The following is a 19997-nucleotide window of genomic DNA, read 5'->3' as shown; positions in this document are numbered from 1 at the left end:
TTAGTTTGCTTTTCCTGCTGATCCAAAGTCGCGCATTTTACCTTTAACGGTTTCTTTAATTGCATCTCGTGCAGGTCCCATGTATTTTCTTGGGTCGTATTGGTTCGGACTGTTCTCGAACACTTCTTTAACGGCGTTCGTTGCAGCAATTTGGCTTTCTGTGTTTACGTTAACTTTCGCGTGACCGTACTCAATTGCACGCTTTACATCGTCAACTGGAAGACCTGTCCCTCCATGAAGCACGAGTGGTGTTAAACCAACAAGCTTGTTGATCTCTTCCATTTGCTTAAATCCAAGATTTGGTTCACCTTTGTAAGGACCATGAACCGATCCGAGTGCAGGAGCAAAGCAATCAACACCTGTTTCTTTAACAAGGCGCTCGCACTCTTCTGGAATCGCGTAGTTCGCTTCTGCTTCATCAACGACAATATCGTCTTCTTGACCACCAATGCGTCCAAGTTCCGCTTCAACAGAAACTCCGACTGCATGTGCCATTTCAACGACTTTCTTCGTTAAGGCAATGTTCTCTTCTAATGGGTAGTGAGAACCGTCAATCATAACGGATGTAAAACCTGCTTTGATTGCTTGAGCACACGTTTCAAAGCTTGATCCATGATCTAAGTGAATCGCTACAGGAACGGTTACATTGTAAGCTGTCATGTAGGATTTAACCATATTAACAACGGCTTCAAACCCTCCCATATATTTCGCGGCACCTTCTGAAACACCGCAAATAAGAGGAGACTTTTCCTCCTCGGCTGCTTGTAAAATGGCTTGTGTAAACTCCATGTTGTTTAAGTTGTATTGACCAACGGCATATTGGTTTTCCTTAGCCGTTTTCAGCATCTCTGTCATGGAAACTAATGGCATAAGAATGGTTCCTCCTTAGTGACTGTAAATGATTCTCCGCTATTATATCATATTCCAAATTCATTTCGATATCTTATGTAAGCATTGCCTTTTCGACCAATTGTCGAATAACGGTAATGTCAAACGGTTTAGCAATTGATGCTGTTACGCCTTGTTCGTGTAATTCCTTATCAAAATTCAACTCTTCATATGCGGTCATCATAATTACACGTACGTCTGATCCTTGTTTGCGAATTTTCTTAAGGACGTCGATGCCGCTTAACCCTGGAAGCTTCACATCCAACATCACGAGTTCAAATGTCATCTTCTCCATCGCTTCTAATGCTTGGTAGCCGTTACTTGCGAGATGAACATAATACCCTTCTTCCATTAGGACAGCTTCAATTAGTTTTCGAATTCCTGCTTCATCGTCTACGATTAATACTCTTTGCAACTTGCTCACCTCTGAACAAAAAATGATCTTTCTAACAATCACCTCTTAGCGTCTTCTCTTTGACATGGTTTCTAGACTTCAAAGTAATATCCTCTTTTTTGGTAATTGATAATCGGTTAGACTTGTGGAAAGGATATGCTAGAAAGGTGATCGTTCAATGTTAAAAATGTACACAACTCAGCTACAACGTGTGTTTACAAAAATTCAAGAACAAGAAGAACAAATCGATGAATGTGGAAGACTACTCGCCCAAGCGCTCGTTGGTGAAGGATCGATTTATGTAGTGGGGGGTACTCGCTACGATGCACTTGCTAAAGCGCTCGTATATAACCAAGATACAGTTACGCGTGTTGCTTCGTTAAATCTCCAAAAAGAATCATCACAGCTTACTTCTGTTGATCGATTAATTGTCATTACAGATGGAGAAGAGACGACGGAAGAAATTGAACAACTTCAAACAGCATTAAATCGTGAAACACCACTTGTATTCATTGGACCTACTGCACCGTCATTACACGATGTAAATGGGATGGAACCTCCGTTCCATATTACGATAGAATCGAGGGGCCTTATTCCGAACCTTGATGGTTCAAGAAGCGGGTACCCAGAAGAACTTGCAATCGTTTACACGTACCAGGCATTAATGTTTCAAATCCAAGAGTTGCTCGCTTAACGTTTAGAATCAGTGTACCACGAATCCATTAAAAAAAGCTGTTGAATTGCGATCCAATTCAACAGCTTTTTATTATTCTCCTAAGGAGCTCTTAATGAATTCTCTAAACAACGGTTGTGGACGTGTCGGTCTTGAGACGAATTCCGGATGGAACTGAGCAGCAACAAAGTACGGATGGTCGCTTAGCTCAACGATCTCAACGAGACGATTGTCAGGGCTCGTTCCAGAGAATACGAAACCAGCTTCTTCAAACGCTTCACGGTATGCGTTGTTAAACTCATAACGATGGCGGTGACGCTCATATACAACTTCTTCACCGTATGCACGGCGAGCAATTGTGCCTTCTTTAAGCTTACAAGGGTAAAGTCCAAGGCGTAGCGTTCCACCAAGGTCTTCTACATCTTTTTGTTCTGGCAACAAATCAATAATTGGATTCGTCGTCTCAGGGTTCATCTCTGCCGATGCAGCATCGTCGAGTCCTAGTGCATGTCTTGCAAACTCTACTGAAGCGAGTTGCATCCCTAAACAAATACCAAAGAACGGTACTTTGTTCTCACGAGCATAACGAATGGCTGTAATCTTGCCTTCAACCCCACGATGTCCGAAGCCGTAAGGTACTAGAACGCCATCTACGTCTTTTAGCTGATCATTTACATTTTCAGCAGTAACACCTTCTGAATCGATCCAACGAATCTCAATGTCAGCATCAAATGCATAACCGGCATGTTTCAACGACTCAGCAATTGAAAGATAGGCATCTGGTAACGATACATACTTTCCAACAAGGCCGATGGTCGTCTTTTTAGAAAGATGCTTCACTTTATTAACGAGCTCTTTCCATTCTTTCATATCTGCTTCTGGCTTTGGTGAGTCAATTTCAAGGTGCTTACAAACGATATCATCAAGCTTTTGGTCTTGAAGATCCAAAGCCACTTGATACAGTGGGTTTGCGTTGCGGGCTTCAATGACTGAGTTCTTGTTAATGTCGCAGAAAAGGGCAATCTTTTCTTTCATTTCTTCAGGAACCGGTTGTTCTGTACGAACGACAATTACATTTGGCTGAATACCAAGGCTACGAAGTTCTTTAACGCTATGTTGTGTCGGTTTAGATTCATCTCACCTGCTGCCGAAAGGTACGGAATCAACGTACAATGAATGTACATGACGTTTTCACGTCCAACATCACTTTTGATTTGGCGAATCGCTTCTAAGAAAGGAAGGCTTTCAATATCGCCTACCGTTCCCCCGATCTCAGTAATAACGACGTCAACGTTTGCTTCATTACCTGCACGGTACACACGGTCTTTAAGCTCATTTGTAACGTGTGGGATTACTTGAACCGTTCCACCTAAATAATCACCGCGACGCTCTTTACGGATCACAGAAGAATACACTTTACCTGTCGTTACGTTGCTGTTCTGATTTAAGTTAATGTCAATAAAACGTTCATAATGCCCAAGGTCTAAGTCTGTTTCTGCACCATCATCAGTGACAAAAACTTCGCCGTGCTGATAAGGCTCATAGTACCCGGGTCCACGTTGATGTATGGGTCAAATTTTTGTATGGTTACATTCAGTCCTCGATTTTTCAACAAACGTCCTAACGATGCAGCAGTAATCCCTTTTCCTAGTGAGGAAACAACACCGCCAGTAACAAAAATATACTTTACCGCCATTTAATGAGCCCCTTCCCAATCATTCATCTAATCAATAATTAAAATCCTCATTCAATAAAAAAAAGTGACACCTCCGCCAAAACTTGGGGGGCACACTTCTCGCTTGTTACTCATTAATATCTATCATTCAAAGAAAATTTATACGCAGTTTGGACAAGCCCAAAATTGATTCTACCTTCGCCTTATAGAAAAGTCAAGCAGTCGAAATAAGTTAATGAAATTGCCTTTTTTAACAACTTCTAGTTAAAAAGAACATGCTTTTATCGAACTTGGACATATAGTAAAAAGGTACGTCACGAAAAAGGAGTGAAAAAGATGAGACAACCATATCATTTGTGGAACCCAAAAAGAGATTGGATTCGAGATGGTGGTTATTACCATTCCAATCATTGTTCTCAACTTCCTTTTGAAATTGTCATTAACAACAACCTGATTAACGGTCCTGGTGTTGTAACGACTCCTCAAACAAACCCGATTGTTTTCTAAACAAATAAGGCGGCCCTTTGGCCGCCTTATTGAATTCATCAATCTAAAAGAGTTTAAAGAGACGTTAAGCAAGAGACTCTATTACGACTTATTATCTTCTTCGTCGTAATCTTCTTCGTCTTCCTCATCGCTTTCTTGATCATCGTCATCATCATATTCATCAAACTCTTCATCACTATCTTCATCATGATCGTCTTCGTTTGCAATTTCATCTAACTCATCTTCAATGTCTTCGAATTCACGATCTTCTTCGACTTCTTCTTCTGGAGCTTGGAATGTGTTGCTTAAATCTTCATCCGATTTATCAACCGGATACCATTCTTTTAGACCCCAGTGGTTGTTGCCGAGGTGTACGAAACGACCGTCGATATTTAACGTGGTGAACAATTTCGTACGGCGATCGTCGAGTTGAGATTTTGGGATTTTTTTCAAATCTGCAACATCATTAAAGAAAGTATGAAATTCCGCAGGATTGTTTTTGTCTTTCAACATCATATAGCTAATCTCTACGGCAGACATTTCAAGGATTTCATCATTGCTAAGTTCTTTAATGGTCAATGCAACCTACACCCTTTCGTAAGCGCTCGCTTCCTCATACCGTTAGCGGCGTGCATACCTACCATTATAAACATAAAAACAACCTTTATGCTATAAAAATTGACTTTCTTTCATAAACTCTTATTTCGGCGTTTTTAACGACCTCATTATCTCTTCTACTTGAAGGTCTGTATACTGTTCAAGCGTAAAATGTTTTCGAAGTGCCCAGCGGCGAAACGTCCACATATAGCCTTTGGTCATGATGTTCTCAGCAAGTAATTGTGCCTCTAGGTCTGATAACTCAATTTCACCATGTTCACGACATTCGATGAGCACCGATCGGATCCCTTCTGTCATACTACGGTCGCGGTTCAAAACATACGTTAGTGATTCTTTCGATAACGCTTTTGATTCTTGATACATAATCAATACTTCATCTTGTAATTCATCCATAACATGAATGAGACTACGCACGAGCTGTTCAATCCGCTTTCGACCAGGTAAGTTCCGATCGAGCATTTCAGTAAATCGCGTTTTTACACCGTCATGAATTGAGTCACATACGAGGTACAAGACATCTTCTTTCGATTCAATATACTCATACAACGTGCCGATGCTAAAACCAGCGGCTTTTGCAATTTCCCTCGTCGTCGTACGATGAAAACCTTTTTCTTGGAAAAGTTTCACAGCCGCTTTTACCATTTGCTCTCGTCGTTTCTTAATGAGTATTTCATCTTTGACCATTGCCGGAACGTAACGCTTTACCATCAGCACTCCTCCTTATTTGCCCGAGAGTAATCCTTTGCTGATCACAATTTTTTGGATTTCATTTGTACCTTCATAAATCTGAGTAATCTTAGCATCGCGCATGTAGCGCTCCACAGGATATTCTCGTGTATAACCATAGCCTCCAAACACTTGAACAGCTTCTGTCGTCACATCCATCGCAGCATCACCTGCATACAATTTCGATAGTGCAGAAGCATGACCGTAAGGCTCACCATGCTCTTCTAACCATGCCGCTTGATACGTCAGCAGCCTCGCTGCTTCGATTTTGGCAGCCATATCCGCTAACTTAAAAGAAATGCCTTGATGGTGGGCAATTGGCTTGCCAAACTGCTTGCGTTCCTTTGCATAATCCACCGCAGCATCGAGAGCTCCCTGTGCAATCCCAACCGCTTGTGCTGCAATGCCATTTCTACCGCCATCAAGTGTTTTCATCGCAATTTTAAACCCTTCACCACTATTGCCGAGTCGGTTTTCCTTAGGAACTCGACAATTCTCAAACATCACTTCCGTCGTTGGGGAAGAACGAATGCCTAGTTTTTCTTCTTTTTTACCGACATGAAATCCTTCATATCCACTTTCTACAATAAATGCGCTAATGCTTTTGTGATTTTCATCGGATTCCGTTTTGGCAAATGCAATATAAACGTCCGCTTCTCCGCCATTCGTAATAAAAATTTTTGATCCATTTAAGATGTAATCATTGCCATCTTCTTTGGCAGTCGTTTTCATTGACGCCACGTCTGAACCGGCTCCAGCTTCAGTTAGTGCAAATGCGCCTAAATATTTCCCTTCTGCGAGTGGCTTTAAGTATTTTTGCTTTTGTTCTTCATTACCAAAATGATGAATCGGCCAGCTAGCCAATGATAGGTGTGCCGAAAGTGTAACGCCAGTACTTGCACACACTCTAGAAAGTTCTTCAATCGCAAGAACATAACTTACATAGCCACTATCCGCACCACCATACTGTTCTGACCAAGGAAGCCCCGTCAAACCTAGTTCTGCCATCTTTTCAAAAATCTCCCGATCAAAACGCCCTTCATGATCTCGTTCAGCAGCCGTTGGTGCTACCACTTGTTTCGCAAAGTCACGGACGGTTTTTTGAATCATTTGTTGTTCTTCTGTTAGTTGAAAATTCATTGTTGACTCCCCCTCTAGTTGAGCAATTGTTTTGCAATAACCATACGTTGAATTTCGCTCGTTCCTTCATAAATCTCAGTAACTTTTGCATCTCGGAAATACCGTTCAATGCCATACTCTTTCATATAGCCATATCCCCCAAACAGTTGTAGCGCTTCGGTGGATACCGTTACTGCAGCTTTGGATGCAAGCAGTTTAGCAATCGAAACTTCCTTCTTACAATCAAGCCCACTCTCATATCGATTCGCCGCATGATAGACGAGGCACCTCGCCGCTTCAACTTGCGCTGCCAGTTCTGCTAATTTAAACGACACCCCTTGAAAATGATGGATTGGCTTTTGAAATTGCTCTCGACCTTTCGCATATTCAATCGCTAATTGTAACGCACCTTCTGCGATCCCAAGTGCCTGTGCGGCAATCCCAATTCGACCTGCATTTAAGTTCGCTAAAGCAATATTCAATCCTTTGTTTTCATCACCTAGACGGTTTTCTTTTGAGATCCGAACACTATCAAAGATTAGTTCGCTCGTGTTCGTACCGTGCATTCCCATTTTCTCTTCTTTTTTTCCGACAGTGAGCCCTGGTGTATTACGGTCTACGATAAATGCCGTAACCCCTCTACTCCCTCGGTCTGGTGCAGTTGACGCAAACACAACATATACCTCAGCCGCTCCTGCATTCGTAATGAACATTTTCGAACCCGATAGCACGTAATCGTCACCATCACGAACGGCTTTCATTTTTAAAGCACCTGCGTCAGAACCTGAACTTTCTTCGGTTAACGCAAATGCACCAATTTTGTTTCCTTGAGCAAGATCAGAAACGTACCGTTCCTTTTGATCATCCGTCCCAAATTTAACGATCGGCAGTGTACCGACTGACGTGTGTACAGAAAGAATGACACCGAGCGATGGCGACGCTTTAGAAATTTCGTGAATAGCCGTTATATAGGAGGTCATTCCCATACCAGCGCCACCATGCTTCTCTGGTACAGGGATCCCCATTAACCCGAGCGATCCCATTTTCTTAATCAATTCAAATGGAAATTGATTCTCTTCCATTGATGGAATCGCTCGTCTCACTTCTTGATCTACAAATCGTTGGACCGTTTGTTTCAATAAAGCATCTTGTTCTTTCACTCTTAAATCCACTCGGCGCCACTCCTTATACGTAAAATTCTGAGCGATCGCTCATTCTCGCTCCAAAGAAAGGTAACGTTTATATCAGTTAGTATGACGACGATGGAACTTTGATCATGATGGCGTCACCTTGACCGCCTCCACTACAAATTGCAGCAATTCCAATGCCACCACCACGTCTTCGCAGTTCATAAGCTAGGGTTAATACGATTCGATTCCCACTCGCTCCAATTGGATGACCAAGCGCAACCGCCCCACCGTTTACATTGAGTTTATCTTCTGGAATTCCACCAAGTTGCTTACCAACAAGAGCGACCATCGAAAAAGCTTCATTTAATTCAAACAAATCGACTTGCTCTACGTTGATGCCAGTTTTCTCGCATAACTTCTCAATGATTAAACCTGGAGTTTCTGGGAAACGTTCTGTTTCAACAGCAATTGCTGTATGTCCAATAATCTCAGCTAAAGGCTTCTTCCCACTTGCTTTAACGGACGCCTCATCCATTACCACAACAGCACTCGCTCCATCATTAACACCAGGAGCATTACCTGCTGTAATCGTTCCGTCTTTTCCAAAGACAGGTGAAAGCTTCTCTAATGCTTCAAGCTGAATGTCATGACGGATGGCTTCATCTTCTTTCACAACAACATCGCCACGTCTTGATTTCACAGTGACCTTTACAATTTCCTCCGCAAACTTGCCTGCTTCTTGCGCGTTCTTCGCACGCTTGTGAGATTCATACGCAAATCGATCTTGTTCTTCTCTACCAATCCCAAATTTCGTAGCACTTTCGTTTCCATACACACCCATGTGAACGCTTTCAAAAGAACACGTAAGTCCATCATGAACCATACTATCAATGAGCGATATGTCGCCCATCTTCTGACCAAAACGTACACTCTTTGTAAAATGAGGCGCTTGACTCATCGATTCCATTCCAGCGGCCACGATTTTAGAGCCATCACCGCTTCGAATAATTTGGTCAGCAAGTGTAATGCTTCTCATGCCAGAGGCACATACTTTGTTAATCGTCTCTGTCTTCACTTCCCATGGAATGAGTGCAACTCTAGCTGCTTGCCTTGATGTGAGTTGACCTTGTCCGCCTTGTAATACATGGCCGACAATCACTTCATCAACTTCATCTGCACGAAGCTCACTTCGACGCAATGCTTCTGCCATCGCACTGCCGCCAAGTTCCATTGCACTCATCGTGTGTAACGCCCCGCCCATGCGACCAAACGGTGTTCTTGCACCTTCCATAATGAACGACTTTTTCAACTTACTCACCCTCTTATCCTAAGGATTCCCGAACAGCCAAAGCCGTTCGGGATGAACAAGTTATGCAGATACAGTTTCGTTTTGTTTCACGCCAATAACTGAACGTTCTAGAATTTCAACGATATCTAATGTTTCAACGGATTCTTCGACTTCTTTGTCTTTCGTACCGTCACTTAGCATCGTTAAGCAATACGGACAAGCACTACCAATCATCGTTGGATCCACAGCAAGTGCTTGCTCCGTACGTGAGACGTTAACTCGTTGCCCAGCTTCTTCTTCCATCCACATCATACCGCCACCGGCTCCACAACACATACCGTCTTCACGGTTGCGATCCATTTCTACAACTTTAAGTCCTGGAATCGCACGTAGAATTTCGCGTGGTGGATCATAAACTCCGTTATAACGTCCTAAATAACAGGAGTCATGGTACGTAATCGTTTCATCTAATTCATGACTTGGATTAAGTCTCCCGTCTTTCACTAAGTCCATGAGTAACTCTGTATGGTGATACACTTCGACGTCTTCAAGCCCGAATTCCCCATACTCGTTTTTGAAAATATTATAAGCATGCGGGTCGATCGTGACGATTTTCTTCACGTCATTCTTTTGGAACTCAGCGATATTCGCTGTTGCAAGCTCTTGGAATAAAAATTCATTCCCAATTCGACGTGGTGTATCTCCAGAGTTCTTTTCTTTGTTCCCTAAAATTGCGAACTTCACGTCAGCTTCATTCATTAACTTCGCAAACGATGCAGCGATCTTCTGACTTCTCTTATCGTATGAACCCATACTTCCGACAAAGAACAAGTATTCGAACTCTTCATCGCGCTTCTTCATTTCTTTCACTGTCGGTGCATCGATATCTTCACGACTATCACGCCAGTTTTCACGTTCTTTCCGGTTAATCCCCACGGATTACCTTGTCGCTCAATGTTCGTCATCGCACGTTGAGCATCTGGGTTCATTTTCCCTTCAGTTAAAACAAGGTAACGACGCATGTCGATGATTTTGTCGACGTGTTCGTTCATAACTGGACATTGATCCTCACAATTACGGCACGTCGTACAAGCCCAAAGCTCTTCTTCTGTAATGACATCACCAATCAAGTTCACATCATAACTCGCTGCAGCTTCCTCACTACCTTTAGCTGCAAGCTGGTTTGCAGTTGCACCGCTAAATGCATAAGCCGGTAGCCAAGGGCTTTGTGAAGTAACAGCTGCACCTTTTTCTGTAAGGTGATCGCGCATCTTTAATAGAAGGTCCATTGGCGAAAGCATCTTCCCGCTTCCTGTTGCCGGACACATATTCGTACAACGACCGCACTCTACACAGGCGTATAAATCAAGAAGTTGCTTTTGATCGAAATCTTCAATCTTTCCTTTACCGAATACTTCTTTGCTTTCATCTTCGAAATCGATCGACTCGAGCTTGCCTGTAGGCTTCGTTGGTCCAAGCCATACATTTGCAGGTCCTGCAATTAAGTGAGCATGCTTCGATTGTGGAACGTACACTAAGAACGAAAGCAAGAAGAGTAAGTGCAACCACCAGAATACGTAGAACAGTGCAGTTGCGACATCTGGACCTACAAATGCCATCCCTTGAGCAATAGCGGAGGATGCAGGTTCAAATACAGACCAGCTTGCGTACCCTTGTACAATTTGATCCATCCCTTTAGTCATCAACTTAAAGACCATAACGCCTGACAAGAAGATGAGTACAAGGCCTGCTTTCCAATTGCGCTTCAATCTCACAATCTTCTCAATATAACGACGGTAAAACGCCCAAACAACCCCGAATAAAATCATAACTACAACGAGTTCTTGCGAAAGTGTAAACCACGGGTAAAGCGGTCCTAACGGAAGATGACTTCCCGGATTTAACCCTTTCCAAATCACATCAATTGCACTAAATTGAACAATTAGAAATCCGTAAAAGAAAATTACATGAATGATACCACTCTTCTTATCTTTCAGTAATTTCTTTTGCCCAAAAACATTCGTAAGTACTGCATCGCGTCTTTCTTTTGACGTAAGAATAAACTTTGCTTCTTGCCCAAGCTTAATAAAACCGATTCGCGTTGTTACTAATTTTGCGAATAAAAATACGGCATACGCTGTCACTAACAAGAAAGCGATTACATGAATCCAGTGAAAGACCTCCACGAATGACTCTCCTTTCCAAAACCTATGAATTTTCTTTCTACTATTAACAATTAGTATAACAAAAAAGCGACTGAATGACTATTCATTTGTAAATTTCATTCATGATTCCACTCACTTCGGGCAAAGTAACAGTAAAAGGAGTGACTGATATGGCTTTAACGATTTTCTTTTCTATTTTTTTCCTTTTCATCTTATTCGTCATCTTGGTCGTCCTCGATTTTCGTGGCGGTCGCTCCAAACATCAAGCACAAGCTACAGATGCCGTGATTACTTCGAAACGCAATGGAAAAGCCGAATTGATTGATGATGGACAAGTTTTTTTTAATACATTATTCCGAGATATTGAAACTGCTCACGACCATGTTCATTTGTCGTTTTTTATTTGGAAGGAAGGTCGGATCGGTGAACAACTGCTCGCACTTTGTGAACGTAAAGCAAGAGACGGTGTGCAAGTCCTCATTCTCGTTGATCGATTAGGAAGTGCGATTACAAAGCAAGTTAAAACAAGAGTCGAACAGTCTGGTGTTGTTTTCGCCTACACACATTCACCTAAATTCCCACATTGGTTTTATAATGCGAATCGACGTTACCACCGCAAAATTGCGGTGATTGACCAACGAACAGCTTATATAGGTGGCTTTAATGTGGGCGATGAATACATTGGCAAAAATCCGAAATATGGGTTCTGGCGCGATTTACACATTCGCATCGAAGGAACCATTTTAGATGACATTCAACAACGATTTTTAGACGACTGGGAAGGAGCGAGAGCACCTAAACCAAATCTCACAACAACACCTAGTGACAAAGTAGGGAAGGAGGTCTTCCAGCTTTTTTATTCGGAAGGCAAAGGGGTAATCGACAAATTAAATGAATGGTTTAATCGTGCTGAACATTCCATTACCATTGTTACCCCTTATTTTATCCCAAGCAAAGTCTTGCACCATACGCTTATGAGCAAAGCACGTAAAGGTATTTCGGTTAAAATACTCATTCCAGATATTGAGGACCATCCGTTCGTGAAATCAGCAGCCTATGCTTACTTGCCTTCTCTAATGGAAGCAGGTTGCAAATTCTATCGTTACACAGACGGGTTTTATCACGGAAAAGCGATTGTCATTGATGGAAAAGAAGCCCAAATTGGTTCTGCAAATTTTGATAAACGTAGCTTTCATTTAAACGATGAGCTTGACCTTGTTGTTCCTGGTGGATCTTTTGTGCAAACGATCGCAAAGACACTTCGAAAAGATATTGCAGGGGCTGTCCCTCTAACCCTTGAAGACGTCAAAAACCGTAGTGTTTTAAACAAAATTAAAACTAAGATTGCCGTTATGATTTCTGAATTTCTCTAAATAAAAAGATGCTGCCATTAGACAGCATCTTTTTATTCTAATTACTAAAGTCGAAGTTCTTGAGGTGTGTCAAACTCTTCGTCATTTTTGTAGCGGATCACGCTCGGTTTTAAGGCAAGAACTACAAATTCCTCATCTTCAGGACCTGAGTACTTTTCTGCTACTTTTTCTGACCATGCTTTTTGTTTTTCTGTGGCGTCCGTTACAATCGTAGCGGTCGCTTCAATTTCAACAAAGCTGTCGTTTTTTTCGTCATAACCGAGTAAAATATGAACATGGGCGTTTTCTTCAATGTCCTCGACTTTATGCGTATGTCTGCCTGTAGGTGTATAGAGCATTAATCCATCATGATAAAAGGTCATATAACGAGCGTATGGACGATCATCCTTCATCGTAGAAAGTACGCCAATTCGATTTTCTTTTAGCACCTCGATCACATGATCTTTTAATTGTTCGTGATTTGACATCCGCAGTAACCTCCTATGGTTTCATTTCATAGTTACCATTCCCTGCATGTCCGATTTTTACTCTTACAATAAAGGTGTGTTTTTATGAAGAAAAAACGCAAACCATTCTCCGTTTTACAGGGGAGTACGATCGGTTTGATTAGTCCATCAGGTCCCACGAAGCAAGAAAGTTTCAACAAAGCAACTGCGCTTTTGCAAAATTTAGGGTTTAATGTCACGACAGCTCGTCCTTTTCGTGAATACCCTGGCTATTTAGCTGGGTCAATTGAAGAGCGAGTTGAAGAGTTGCACACACTATTCGTCGACCCTGATGTTGATGCAATCCTTTCATTACGTGGTGGATACGGAAGTGCATCGCTCCTTCCCTATTTAGACTTTGATTTAATTGCTAGGCATCACAAACCGTTCTTAGGATATAGCGATGTAACTGCTTTGCATATCGCCCTTTGGCAAAAAGCGAAAATGATCACCTTCCATTCACCAATGGCAACTTCTGATCTACTTAAGGCACCACAATCATCCGTTAATCATCTCCTAGCTTCACTTAAAGCTGAAACGTATCCTGGGAGGATTATGAACCCAGAGAATTTACCATTAACAACGATGATGCCTGGGATTGCAGAAGGTGAATTAGTAGGTGGAAACTTATCGGTTTTAACGAGCTTAATTGGGACGCCATATGAATTGGATTTACGAGGAAAGATCTTATTTCTTGAAGACGTTGGTGAAGAACCGTATGCGATTGACCGAATGTTAACGCAATTGCATTTATCAGGGAAACTGCACGATGTGAGTGGCTTTCTAATCGGAACGTGGGAAGGTTGTGAGTCTGAAGATTACAAAGATGGAGATACCGTCGATGACGTTCTTACACGTATTCTTACACCGTATAAGAAACCGATGCTTTCTAATTTACAAGCTGGCCATAGCCGACTTCAATTGACTCTCCCACTCGGATCCCGAGTAAGAATCGATGCAACAGCTCAACACATTTATGTTTTAGAACAGGTGGTGCTTCCTTCATGACGTTAAAACGAGCAAACGAGTTGCTTCCTTGGCTCACTGCGATTCGACGGGATTTTCATGAACATCCCGAATTAAGTACACAAGAGTTTCGAACGATGGACCGCATTTGTCATTACTTAGATGAACTTGCCATTCCATATGAAAAAGGAATTTTTAATACAGGAGTGGTTGCCACCATTCAAGGAGCAAAGGAACATCCCGTTGTTGCACTTCGCGCAGACATGGATGCCTTACCGATTCACGAACAAAATGATGTTCCTTATCGCTCAAAAAACGATGGGGTCATGCATGCATGCGGTCATGATGCACATATGACCGTCCAACTTGGGGCAGCAAAGTTATTACAAGATGAGCGCAACCACTTAAATGGTACGATTAAACTGTTATTCCAACCAGCAGAAGAAACCGTAGGTGGGGCATTACCGATGATTGAAGAAGGTGCACTCGAAAACGTAGACGGCATTTTTGGTTTGCACGTAGCACCAGAGATTCCAGTCGGCAACGTCGGTGTGCGCTACGGACAAATGAACGCCGCCTCCGATGCTTTTTATATCACCATTCACGGTAATAGTTCACATGCAGCTTACCCTTCTTCAAGTGTTGATGCGATTGTCGTTGCAAGTTATGTCATTACTGCTCTTCAAACGATCGTAAGCCGCAATGTTGATGCTCGTGATAGCGCTGTACTATCATTTGGAATGATTCAAGGAGGGAACGCCCGAAATGTGATCGCGGACTCGGTTACGTTTGAAGGGACGTTACGAACGCTACTTCCAGAAACACGTGACTATGTCGTCTCTCGCATTAAAGAGACCGTTGAGCACGTTGCAAAAGGATTTGGAGCCAGCGCAACGATTAATCATGAACCAGGCTATCGTGCGCTTATTAACGATGACACGATGATTGACCACGTCAAAAAATCGGTCACAACACTCCTCGGAAACGATTATCTACAGAAGATTGAGAAACCAAGTTTAGGCGTTGAAGACTTTGCCTTTTTCGCAGCAGAAGTACCAGGTGCCTTCTATCGTCTAGGTGTTCGCAATGATACTCGTGGAATTATTCATGGCGGGCATACGAATCGTTTTGATGTTGATGAAGCTGCTCTAGCCATTGGTGCTGCCATTCAAGTCGAAGCGGTACGACAATTTTTAAATGACTAAACTTTCCTAACGCTTAGCTCTTATGCTAAGCGTTAGATTTCGATTTTGGATAGAAAACACCCGTCAAATGCTCAGAAACCTCAAACAAACGTATTGCACTTGCCTCGTCATATAACTCGTCTCCAATCGAATCAATAAACGGATCCCCGATTCGTCGTCGTTTTGAGTGAGGACCGACATATTCTCCACCATGAATCGACGGATGTAATGCCGCAAACAAAATTGATTTTGCTCCCCTTTGCGTTGATTGTGCAAAACGCTCTTGCATCAAATAGATAAGCCCTTTGGCTGAACGCTCCTCTCCCCGTGACAATAAATTTGACTTCGTAATCCCGGGGTGGCAAGCAACACTCTTAACGGCCCAATTGTTATCTTCAAATAACTTCTGCAAGCGGAGTGCAAATAGTAAATTAGCATACTTACTCTGGCGATAATATTGAAACGGACGATAATGCTTCGCTCCTTGAAGATCCTCAAAAAACATCGTTTTTTTGTGTGCTGCAAGACTACTAACCGTTACGACCCTTGCATGTGGCTCGTTTTTAGCATTGGCAACAACTGCCCAGTCAGTGCAAAATGCCCTAGATGGTTCACACCAAATTGCAGTTCAAACCGATCTTCGGTTAACTTATGAGGTGGCATCATCACACCGGCATTATTGATTAGAAGACTTAGTGACTCGTACTTTTTTTGAAATGCTTCCGCAAACTCTTTTACACTTTTGAGGCTTGCAAGGTTCAGATGCATGACATCGATCGGATTGGTACGTTTATCCTCTTGGAGCTGTCTAACTACTTTTTTCCCTTTGTCGACATTTCGAACGGCAATAATTACGTTTGCTTGTTGCTCTTTTGCAAGTGTACGCGCAGTTTCTAAGCCAAGACCACTGCTCCCACCTGTTACAATGACCGTCTTTCCCTTAAGCTCATTGCTCATAAATTGCACCTCACCCTCCTTTGGATCCGGAAAGGATTCTTAGATATTGATTAACTATTTATTTTAGAGTTCTTTTTGGTTCTATTTGGTATATTCATCGATTTTTAATTGATATTGCTCGTTCTCTTTTTGAATAGTTACCGGATGACGACAAAACTCAGAGAGCTGTTCAGATGTTAGCAGTTGTTCTGTTTTCCCTGCTCTAAACACCCTCCCCTCTCGCAATAAAAGGGTCGATTTGAATGCGGGTAGGATCTCGTCAACTTGATGTGTAATGTAGAGAATCGTAGTTTTTTGCTCTTCTGCTAATTTCTTTACGTTCTCAAGCAGCTGCGCTTTTGAAAAGAAATCCAGTCCATTGCACGGTTCATCGAGCATGAGTATTTCTGGTTCTGCCATGAGCGCTCGTCCGATTAAAACGCGCTGTTTCTCTCCTTGTGACATTTGCTCATACGGCTGCCGTTCAAGGTAATCGATCCCTAAATCACTTAAGATTTTATTAGCTTTATGCATTTGACGTTCGCTTGGATATGTATGTAAGCCAATGCTTGCATGCAGCCCACTTAACACGACTTCAATGCCGTAATTTTGGAGTTGATCATGCATCTTTTCTGAAAACGAAAAGCTGACGAGCCCGATTCTTTTTCGAAGCTCTTGCCAAGGGTACTGACCGAACTGCTTTCCAAATAAATAAACTTCACCACTAGATGGAAATTGATATCCACATATAATGTTTAATAGCGCTGTTTTTCCAGCCCCATTCATTCCGAGAATTGCCCAATGTTCTCCCCGTGCTACTTGCCAATTAATCGAATCTAAAATGACTTTATCTCGTTTGAAACTAACGTTTTCTAGCGTAATCATTCGTTCACACTCCTTTTCTTCTATATTATAGTAATTAGAATAGTAAAAAAAGTGAGGGCATAACGAAAAAGCTAACGTTGTCAGATTGTCGTTAGCTTTTTCACGAATCTATTCGATTTTCTCAATGACAATGCATACAAAGATTGTAGCCTAACGCGATTAACCCTTCATACTCCGCCGTACTCACGAGGAATTGCTGATTCTCTATGACAATTTGTTTATGTTCACACTGATCCGTCACGAATCGCGTACGGTGAATCACATACTTTCCATGGTCAATCATGTATTTAGACAAATAGACCGTGTCCCCTGCTTATGACGTTGACTCGTTGTTGCATCGCCCTAAATTAACCCTTCACTAACCCAATCTATGGTTCATCAACCATTTGTATGATTTATTAAGCATAAATCATACAAACGTCCCTAAGCTTCTACTCACAAACGCTCTGTAAATCGTTGAATGATATGGTTCAATTCTTTTGAACGTCTTGTCGGTACTTGGTGACCAACATCATCAATGTATGCGGTGTGAACTTCACCCTTTGCAACCTGCTCATAAAAGTTAATTTGGTACCCTTGAACGTAGCGATCATGAACGCCATAAATAAGCAACAGCGGGACTTCCAACTGGTGCAAGCGCCTAGTAAAGTCCGTTTGTTTTCCTGCTGAATACCACGTTCGTAACACATCAGATCGTACACTTCTAACGGTCGCTTGGATTTTTTTACGCGTTATATGATGTTTCGTATGAGAGTGGGACAACACGTATGCCATTAAAGACTGCCAATGGTGACTAGCCGCAAAAACACCAAGCTGAAATTCTCTCTCTAATAACAACGTATCAACGACCGGGAAACCACCGATTAAAATGATCGCTTTTGTACGGTTTGGGTAGGATAGTGCAAATTCAAGTGCTGGCAATCCACCGTAAGAATACCCGCACAAGACAACTGAGTGGTCTTTTTCAACGGTTGTAACGTCGTATGCATCCGCTGCCCATCTTTTAATCGTAAGTGGGACTTTACCGACCTCACTTAATCCATGTCCTCGTGCATTGAGCGCTACAAGCTTGTGTCCATTCGCTAATGGTTTTTGCTCTCTGAACACCGCTGCTCCGAGTGCAGGTGGATGGAAAAAATAAATAGGTACGCCTTCTCCAAGAGTAAAATAGTGCAACCATGTGCCATCTTCTGTTTTTATTCGTTTCATCTCTTCCACCTCTTACACTTACGATGCCCGCAATTTAATCAGCTTAGTAATGCCAATCTATACAAAAAAGCCTTGGCGCTAAGCAAAGTAATCAGCTTAACTTCCAAGGCTTCTTTTTTATTTACATTTTCTCTGGTGCGTGTACACCAATTAATGCAAGTCCGTTTCGTAAAACAGTCTGGGCTGCTTTAACGAGTGCCAATCGTACGTTCGTTAATTCTTTGTTCGACTCATCTACAATTCGTTCCGCATTGTAGTAACTATGGAACGTGGAGGCGAGTTCGTGTAAATAGTTCGGAATTCGGTGCTGTGCGTATTGATCTGCCGCACCTGCAATCACACTTGGGAACTCCCCAATCTTTTTAAGAAGCTCATAAGCTTTGTCTGAATCAATCAGCTCTAAATTAAGAGATTGTTCATCGTAGGTAATGCCTTTTTCTTCAGCTTGTTTAAACAAGCTACTAACACGGGCATGTGCATATTGGACGTAGTACACTGGGTTTTCATTAGACTGTTGCTCTGCAAGATCCATATCAAAATCTAAATGTGTATCAACGCTACGCATCGCGAAGAAATACCGAGTCGCATCAAGTCCAACTTCTTCCCATAGCTCTCGCATTGTTACTGCGTTACCCGTACGCTTACTCATCTTTACACGCTCACCGCTACGCATTAGATTCACGTTTTGACCAATTTGGAAAGAGAGCTTGTCTTTCGGGTAGCCAAGAGCTTGTACGGCTGCTTGCATACGAGGAATGTATCCATGATGATCTGCACCAAACAAGTCAACGAGATGATCAAATCCACGATCTAGCTTATCTTTATGGTAAGCGATGTCTGGAAGTAGATACGTATACGTTCCATCTTGTTTGACGAGTACACGGTCTTTATCATCACCGTAAGCCGATGACTTAAACCAAGTTGCGCCGTCTTGGTCGAAAGCTTCTCCGTTCTCACGAAGTGTTTCAAGTGTCTCAACGACTTTGCCCGACGTATAGAGTGATGTCTCAGAGAACCACGTATCAAAGCGAACTCTAAAATCGGCTAAATCTTGTTTTAGCTTTTCTAAAAGTTCTTGTAGTCCGAGCTCTCGAAATTTCCGTAGACGTTCAGATTCATCCATCTCGACAAATTCTGAACCGTATTGTTCAGAAATACGGTTTCCAATTTCGACAATATCCGCACCTTGGTAACCGTCTTCAGGAATTTCAGCTTCTTGACCTTGTGCTTGTAGGTACCGAACCTCTACAGACTTCGCTAGGTTATCAATTTGATTACCTGCATCGTTAATGTAGTATTCTCGCTCGACCTGATATCCTGCCATATCTAAAATGTTACTAAGCGCATCTCCAACCGCTGCTCCACGAGCATGGCCAAGGTGAAGCGTACCTGTCGGATTTGCTGAAACAAATTCGAGCAACACAGACGTCCCTTTTCCTGCATTTGACCTTCCGTACTCATGATTCTCTGTAAGAACAGCAGGTAACACATCGCGGAGAAAGCGTAAATCAAGGAACAAGTTGATAAAACCAGGTCCTGCAATATCCGCTTGCTTTACATAGGCTTTATCATGATCTAAATGATCCAAAATCGCTTGTGCAATCTCGCGGGGGTTTCGCTTCGCAATTTTCGTTAATTGCATGGCCACATTCGTTGCAAAATCCCCATGGTTTTTGTCTTTTGGCGTTTCTAATATGATGTCAGGTACTTGTTCACTACTTGCAAGCCCTGAAGAAACCACGGCTGCTTGAATGGCTTCTTTCATTTGTTCCTTCGCTTGGTCCAAGATGTTCATTG

19 protein-coding genes and 2 pseudogenes are annotated in these 19997 nt (G+C 42.3%); 5 read left to right on the top strand and 16 right to left on the bottom strand.

Annotated elements, in window-relative coordinates; translation table 11 throughout:
- On the bottom strand, positions 1-870 hold the full coding sequence (fba, locus tag JCM19038_RS03435) for a class II fructose-1,6-bisphosphate aldolase (protein WP_042414608.1): 870 nt from the start codon (positions 868-870) through the stop codon (positions 1-3).
- Positions 871-943: 73 nt separating this feature from the next.
- Entirely contained in the window at positions 944-1303 is a 360-nt protein-coding gene (locus tag JCM19038_RS03430) for a response regulator (protein WP_042414605.1), read from the bottom strand.
- 157 nt (positions 1304-1460) lie between these two features.
- Between JCM19038_RS03430 and JCM19038_RS03425 the strand changes: the two genes are divergently transcribed.
- Positions 1461-1976, top strand: coding sequence for a DUF2529 family protein (locus JCM19038_RS03425; RefSeq protein ID WP_042414603.1), 516 nt, complete (start codon positions 1461-1463; stop codon positions 1974-1976).
- Positions 1977-2048: 72 nt separating this feature from the next.
- On the opposite strand, the pseudogene JCM19038_RS03420 reads toward JCM19038_RS03425, so the two are convergent.
- Positions 2049-3651 (bottom strand): annotated as a pseudogene (locus JCM19038_RS03420) (CTP synthase).
- Positions 3652-3966: 315 nt separating this feature from the next.
- On the opposite strand from JCM19038_RS03420, the gene JCM19038_RS22590 reads away from it, so the two are divergent.
- On the top strand, positions 3967-4137 hold the full coding sequence (locus JCM19038_RS22590; protein WP_193745026.1) for a hypothetical protein: 171 nt from the start codon (positions 3967-3969) through the stop codon (positions 4135-4137).
- Positions 4138-4218: 81 nt separating this feature from the next.
- On the opposite strand, the gene rpoE is transcribed toward JCM19038_RS22590, so the two are convergent.
- The 6 genes and pseudogenes from rpoE to JCM19038_RS03390 form a co-directional block, all read right to left on the bottom strand.
- Complete coding sequence (gene rpoE, locus JCM19038_RS03415; RefSeq protein ID WP_042414600.1) at positions 4219-4695, bottom strand: DNA-directed RNA polymerase subunit delta; 477 nt, start codon at positions 4693-4695, stop codon at positions 4219-4221.
- 120 nt (positions 4696-4815) lie between these two features.
- Positions 4816-5442 carry a TetR/AcrR family transcriptional regulator gene (locus JCM19038_RS03410; RefSeq protein ID WP_042414597.1) on the bottom strand — a complete coding sequence of 209 codons (627 nt, stop codon included), beginning with the start codon at positions 5440-5442 and terminating at the stop codon, positions 4816-4818.
- Positions 5443-5454: 12 nt separating this feature from the next.
- A complete protein-coding gene (locus tag JCM19038_RS03405; protein ID WP_042414595.1) occupies positions 5455-6600 on the bottom strand; it encodes an acyl-CoA dehydrogenase in 1146 nt (381 codons plus the stop codon).
- Positions 6601-6614: 14 nt separating this feature from the next.
- A complete protein-coding gene (locus tag JCM19038_RS03400) occupies positions 6615-7751 on the bottom strand; it encodes an acyl-CoA dehydrogenase family protein (protein WP_042414591.1) in 1137 nt (378 codons plus the stop codon).
- 76 nt (positions 7752-7827) lie between these two features.
- Complete coding sequence (locus JCM19038_RS03395) at positions 7828-9018, bottom strand: acetyl-CoA C-acetyltransferase (protein WP_042414589.1); 1191 nt, start codon at positions 9016-9018, stop codon at positions 7828-7830.
- Between the two features lie 60 nt (positions 9019-9078).
- Positions 9079-11183: pseudogene (locus JCM19038_RS03390) on the bottom strand ((Fe-S)-binding protein).
- Between the two features lie 149 nt (positions 11184-11332).
- Between JCM19038_RS03390 and JCM19038_RS03385 the strand changes: the two are divergent.
- Entirely contained in the window at positions 11333-12535 is a 1203-nt protein-coding gene (locus JCM19038_RS03385) for a phosphatidylserine/phosphatidylglycerophosphate/cardiolipin synthase family protein (protein ID WP_042414585.1), read from the top strand.
- 44 nt (positions 12536-12579) lie between these two features.
- Here the strand turns inward: JCM19038_RS03385 and JCM19038_RS03380 are convergent, their stop codons facing one another.
- Positions 12580-13002: a pyridoxamine 5'-phosphate oxidase family protein gene (locus JCM19038_RS03380; RefSeq protein WP_042414583.1), complete on the bottom strand. Its 423-nt coding sequence runs from the start codon at positions 13000-13002 to the stop codon at positions 12580-12582.
- Between the two features lie 84 nt (positions 13003-13086).
- Here JCM19038_RS03380 and JCM19038_RS03375 point away from each other — a divergent pair, with 84 nt between their 5' ends.
- On the top strand, positions 13087-14028 hold the full coding sequence (locus JCM19038_RS03375; RefSeq protein WP_042414581.1) for an LD-carboxypeptidase: 942 nt from the start codon (positions 13087-13089) through the stop codon (positions 14026-14028).
- Positions 14025-15191: a M20 family metallopeptidase gene (locus JCM19038_RS03370; RefSeq protein ID WP_042414579.1), complete on the top strand. Its 1167-nt coding sequence runs from the start codon at positions 14025-14027 to the stop codon at positions 15189-15191. Before JCM19038_RS03375 ends, JCM19038_RS03370 begins: the two co-directional genes overlap by 4 nt.
- 25 nt (positions 15192-15216) lie before the next feature.
- Here JCM19038_RS03370 and JCM19038_RS21580 read toward each other — a convergent pair whose 3' ends face one another.
- The 6 genes from JCM19038_RS21580 to argS form a co-directional block, all read right to left on the bottom strand.
- On the bottom strand, positions 15217-15675 hold the full coding sequence (locus JCM19038_RS21580) for a hypothetical protein (RefSeq protein ID WP_081831575.1): 459 nt from the start codon (positions 15673-15675) through the stop codon (positions 15217-15219).
- Between the two features lie 32 nt (positions 15676-15707).
- Positions 15708-16127 (bottom strand): SDR family NAD(P)-dependent oxidoreductase, encoded by a 420-nt coding sequence (locus JCM19038_RS21575; RefSeq protein WP_238554282.1) that lies wholly within the window; start codon positions 16125-16127, stop codon positions 15708-15710.
- Between the two features lie 81 nt (positions 16128-16208).
- On the bottom strand, positions 16209-16991 hold the full coding sequence (locus JCM19038_RS03360; protein ID WP_042414576.1) for an ABC transporter ATP-binding protein: 783 nt from the start codon (positions 16989-16991) through the stop codon (positions 16209-16211).
- A 121-nt stretch (positions 16992-17112) separates the two neighbouring features.
- Complete coding sequence (locus JCM19038_RS22585; RefSeq protein ID WP_193745025.1) at positions 17113-17286, bottom strand: hypothetical protein; 174 nt, start codon at positions 17284-17286, stop codon at positions 17113-17115.
- A gap of 140 nt (positions 17287-17426) precedes the next feature.
- Positions 17427-18200 carry an alpha/beta fold hydrolase gene (locus JCM19038_RS03355; protein ID WP_042414574.1) on the bottom strand — a complete coding sequence of 258 codons (774 nt, stop codon included), beginning with the start codon at positions 18198-18200 and terminating at the stop codon, positions 17427-17429.
- A gap of 121 nt (positions 18201-18321) precedes the next feature.
- A complete protein-coding gene (gene argS / locus JCM19038_RS03350; protein WP_042414572.1) occupies positions 18322-19995 on the bottom strand; it encodes an arginine--tRNA ligase in 1674 nt (557 codons plus the stop codon).
- Between the last annotated feature and the right edge of the window lie 2 nt (positions 19996-19997).

It is taken from the genome of Geomicrobium sp. JCM 19038, from assembly GCF_000698125.1.
Taxonomy (GTDB): Bacteria; Bacillota; Bacilli; order Bacillales; family Marinococcaceae; genus Geomicrobium_A.
Note: the sequence above shows the minus strand (reverse complement) of the source record. Positions and strands in the feature narration are given on the sequence as shown.

What these genes read in the sequence shown, in the direction of transcription:
- fba (WP_042414608.1), bottom strand. Translation starts at nt 870, where the DNA reads ATGCCATTAGTTTCCATGACAGAGATGCTGAAAACGGCTAAGGAAAAC.
- JCM19038_RS03425 (WP_042414603.1), top strand. Translation starts at nt 1,461, where the DNA reads ATGTTAAAAATGTACACAACTCAGCTACAACGTGTGTTTACAAAAATT.
- JCM19038_RS22590 (WP_193745026.1), top strand. Translation starts at nt 3,967, where the DNA reads ATGAGACAACCATATCATTTGTGGAACCCAAAAAGAGATTGGATTCGA.
- JCM19038_RS03410 (WP_042414597.1), bottom strand. Translation starts at nt 5,442, where the DNA reads ATGGTAAAGCGTTACGTTCCGGCAATGGTCAAAGATGAAATACTCATT.
- JCM19038_RS03405 (WP_042414595.1), bottom strand. Translation starts at nt 6,600, where the DNA reads ATGAATTTTCAACTAACAGAAGAACAACAAATGATTCAAAAAACCGTC.
- JCM19038_RS03385 (WP_042414585.1), top strand. Translation starts at nt 11,333, where the DNA reads ATGGCTTTAACGATTTTCTTTTCTATTTTTTTCCTTTTCATCTTATTC.
- JCM19038_RS03380 (WP_042414583.1), bottom strand. Translation starts at nt 13,002, where the DNA reads ATGTCAAATCACGAACAATTAAAAGATCATGTGATCGAGGTGCTAAAA.
- JCM19038_RS03375 (WP_042414581.1), top strand. Translation starts at nt 13,087, where the DNA reads ATGAAGAAAAAACGCAAACCATTCTCCGTTTTACAGGGGAGTACGATC.
- JCM19038_RS03370 (WP_042414579.1), top strand. Translation starts at nt 14,025, where the DNA reads ATGACGTTAAAACGAGCAAACGAGTTGCTTCCTTGGCTCACTGCGATT.
- JCM19038_RS21580 (WP_081831575.1), bottom strand. Translation starts at nt 15,675, where the DNA reads ATGTTTTTTGAGGATCTTCAAGGAGCGAAGCATTATCGTCCGTTTCAA.
- JCM19038_RS21575 (WP_238554282.1), bottom strand. Translation starts at nt 16,127, where the DNA reads ATGAGCAATGAGCTTAAGGGAAAGACGGTCATTGTAACAGGTGGGAGC.
- JCM19038_RS03360 (WP_042414576.1), bottom strand. Translation starts at nt 16,991, where the DNA reads ATGATTACGCTAGAAAACGTTAGTTTCAAACGAGATAAAGTCATTTTA.
- JCM19038_RS03355 (WP_042414574.1), bottom strand. Translation starts at nt 18,200, where the DNA reads ATGAAACGAATAAAAACAGAAGATGGCACATGGTTGCACTATTTTACT.
- argS (WP_042414572.1), bottom strand. Translation starts at nt 19,995, where the DNA reads ATGAACATCTTGGACCAAGCGAAGGAACAAATGAAAGAAGCCATTCAA.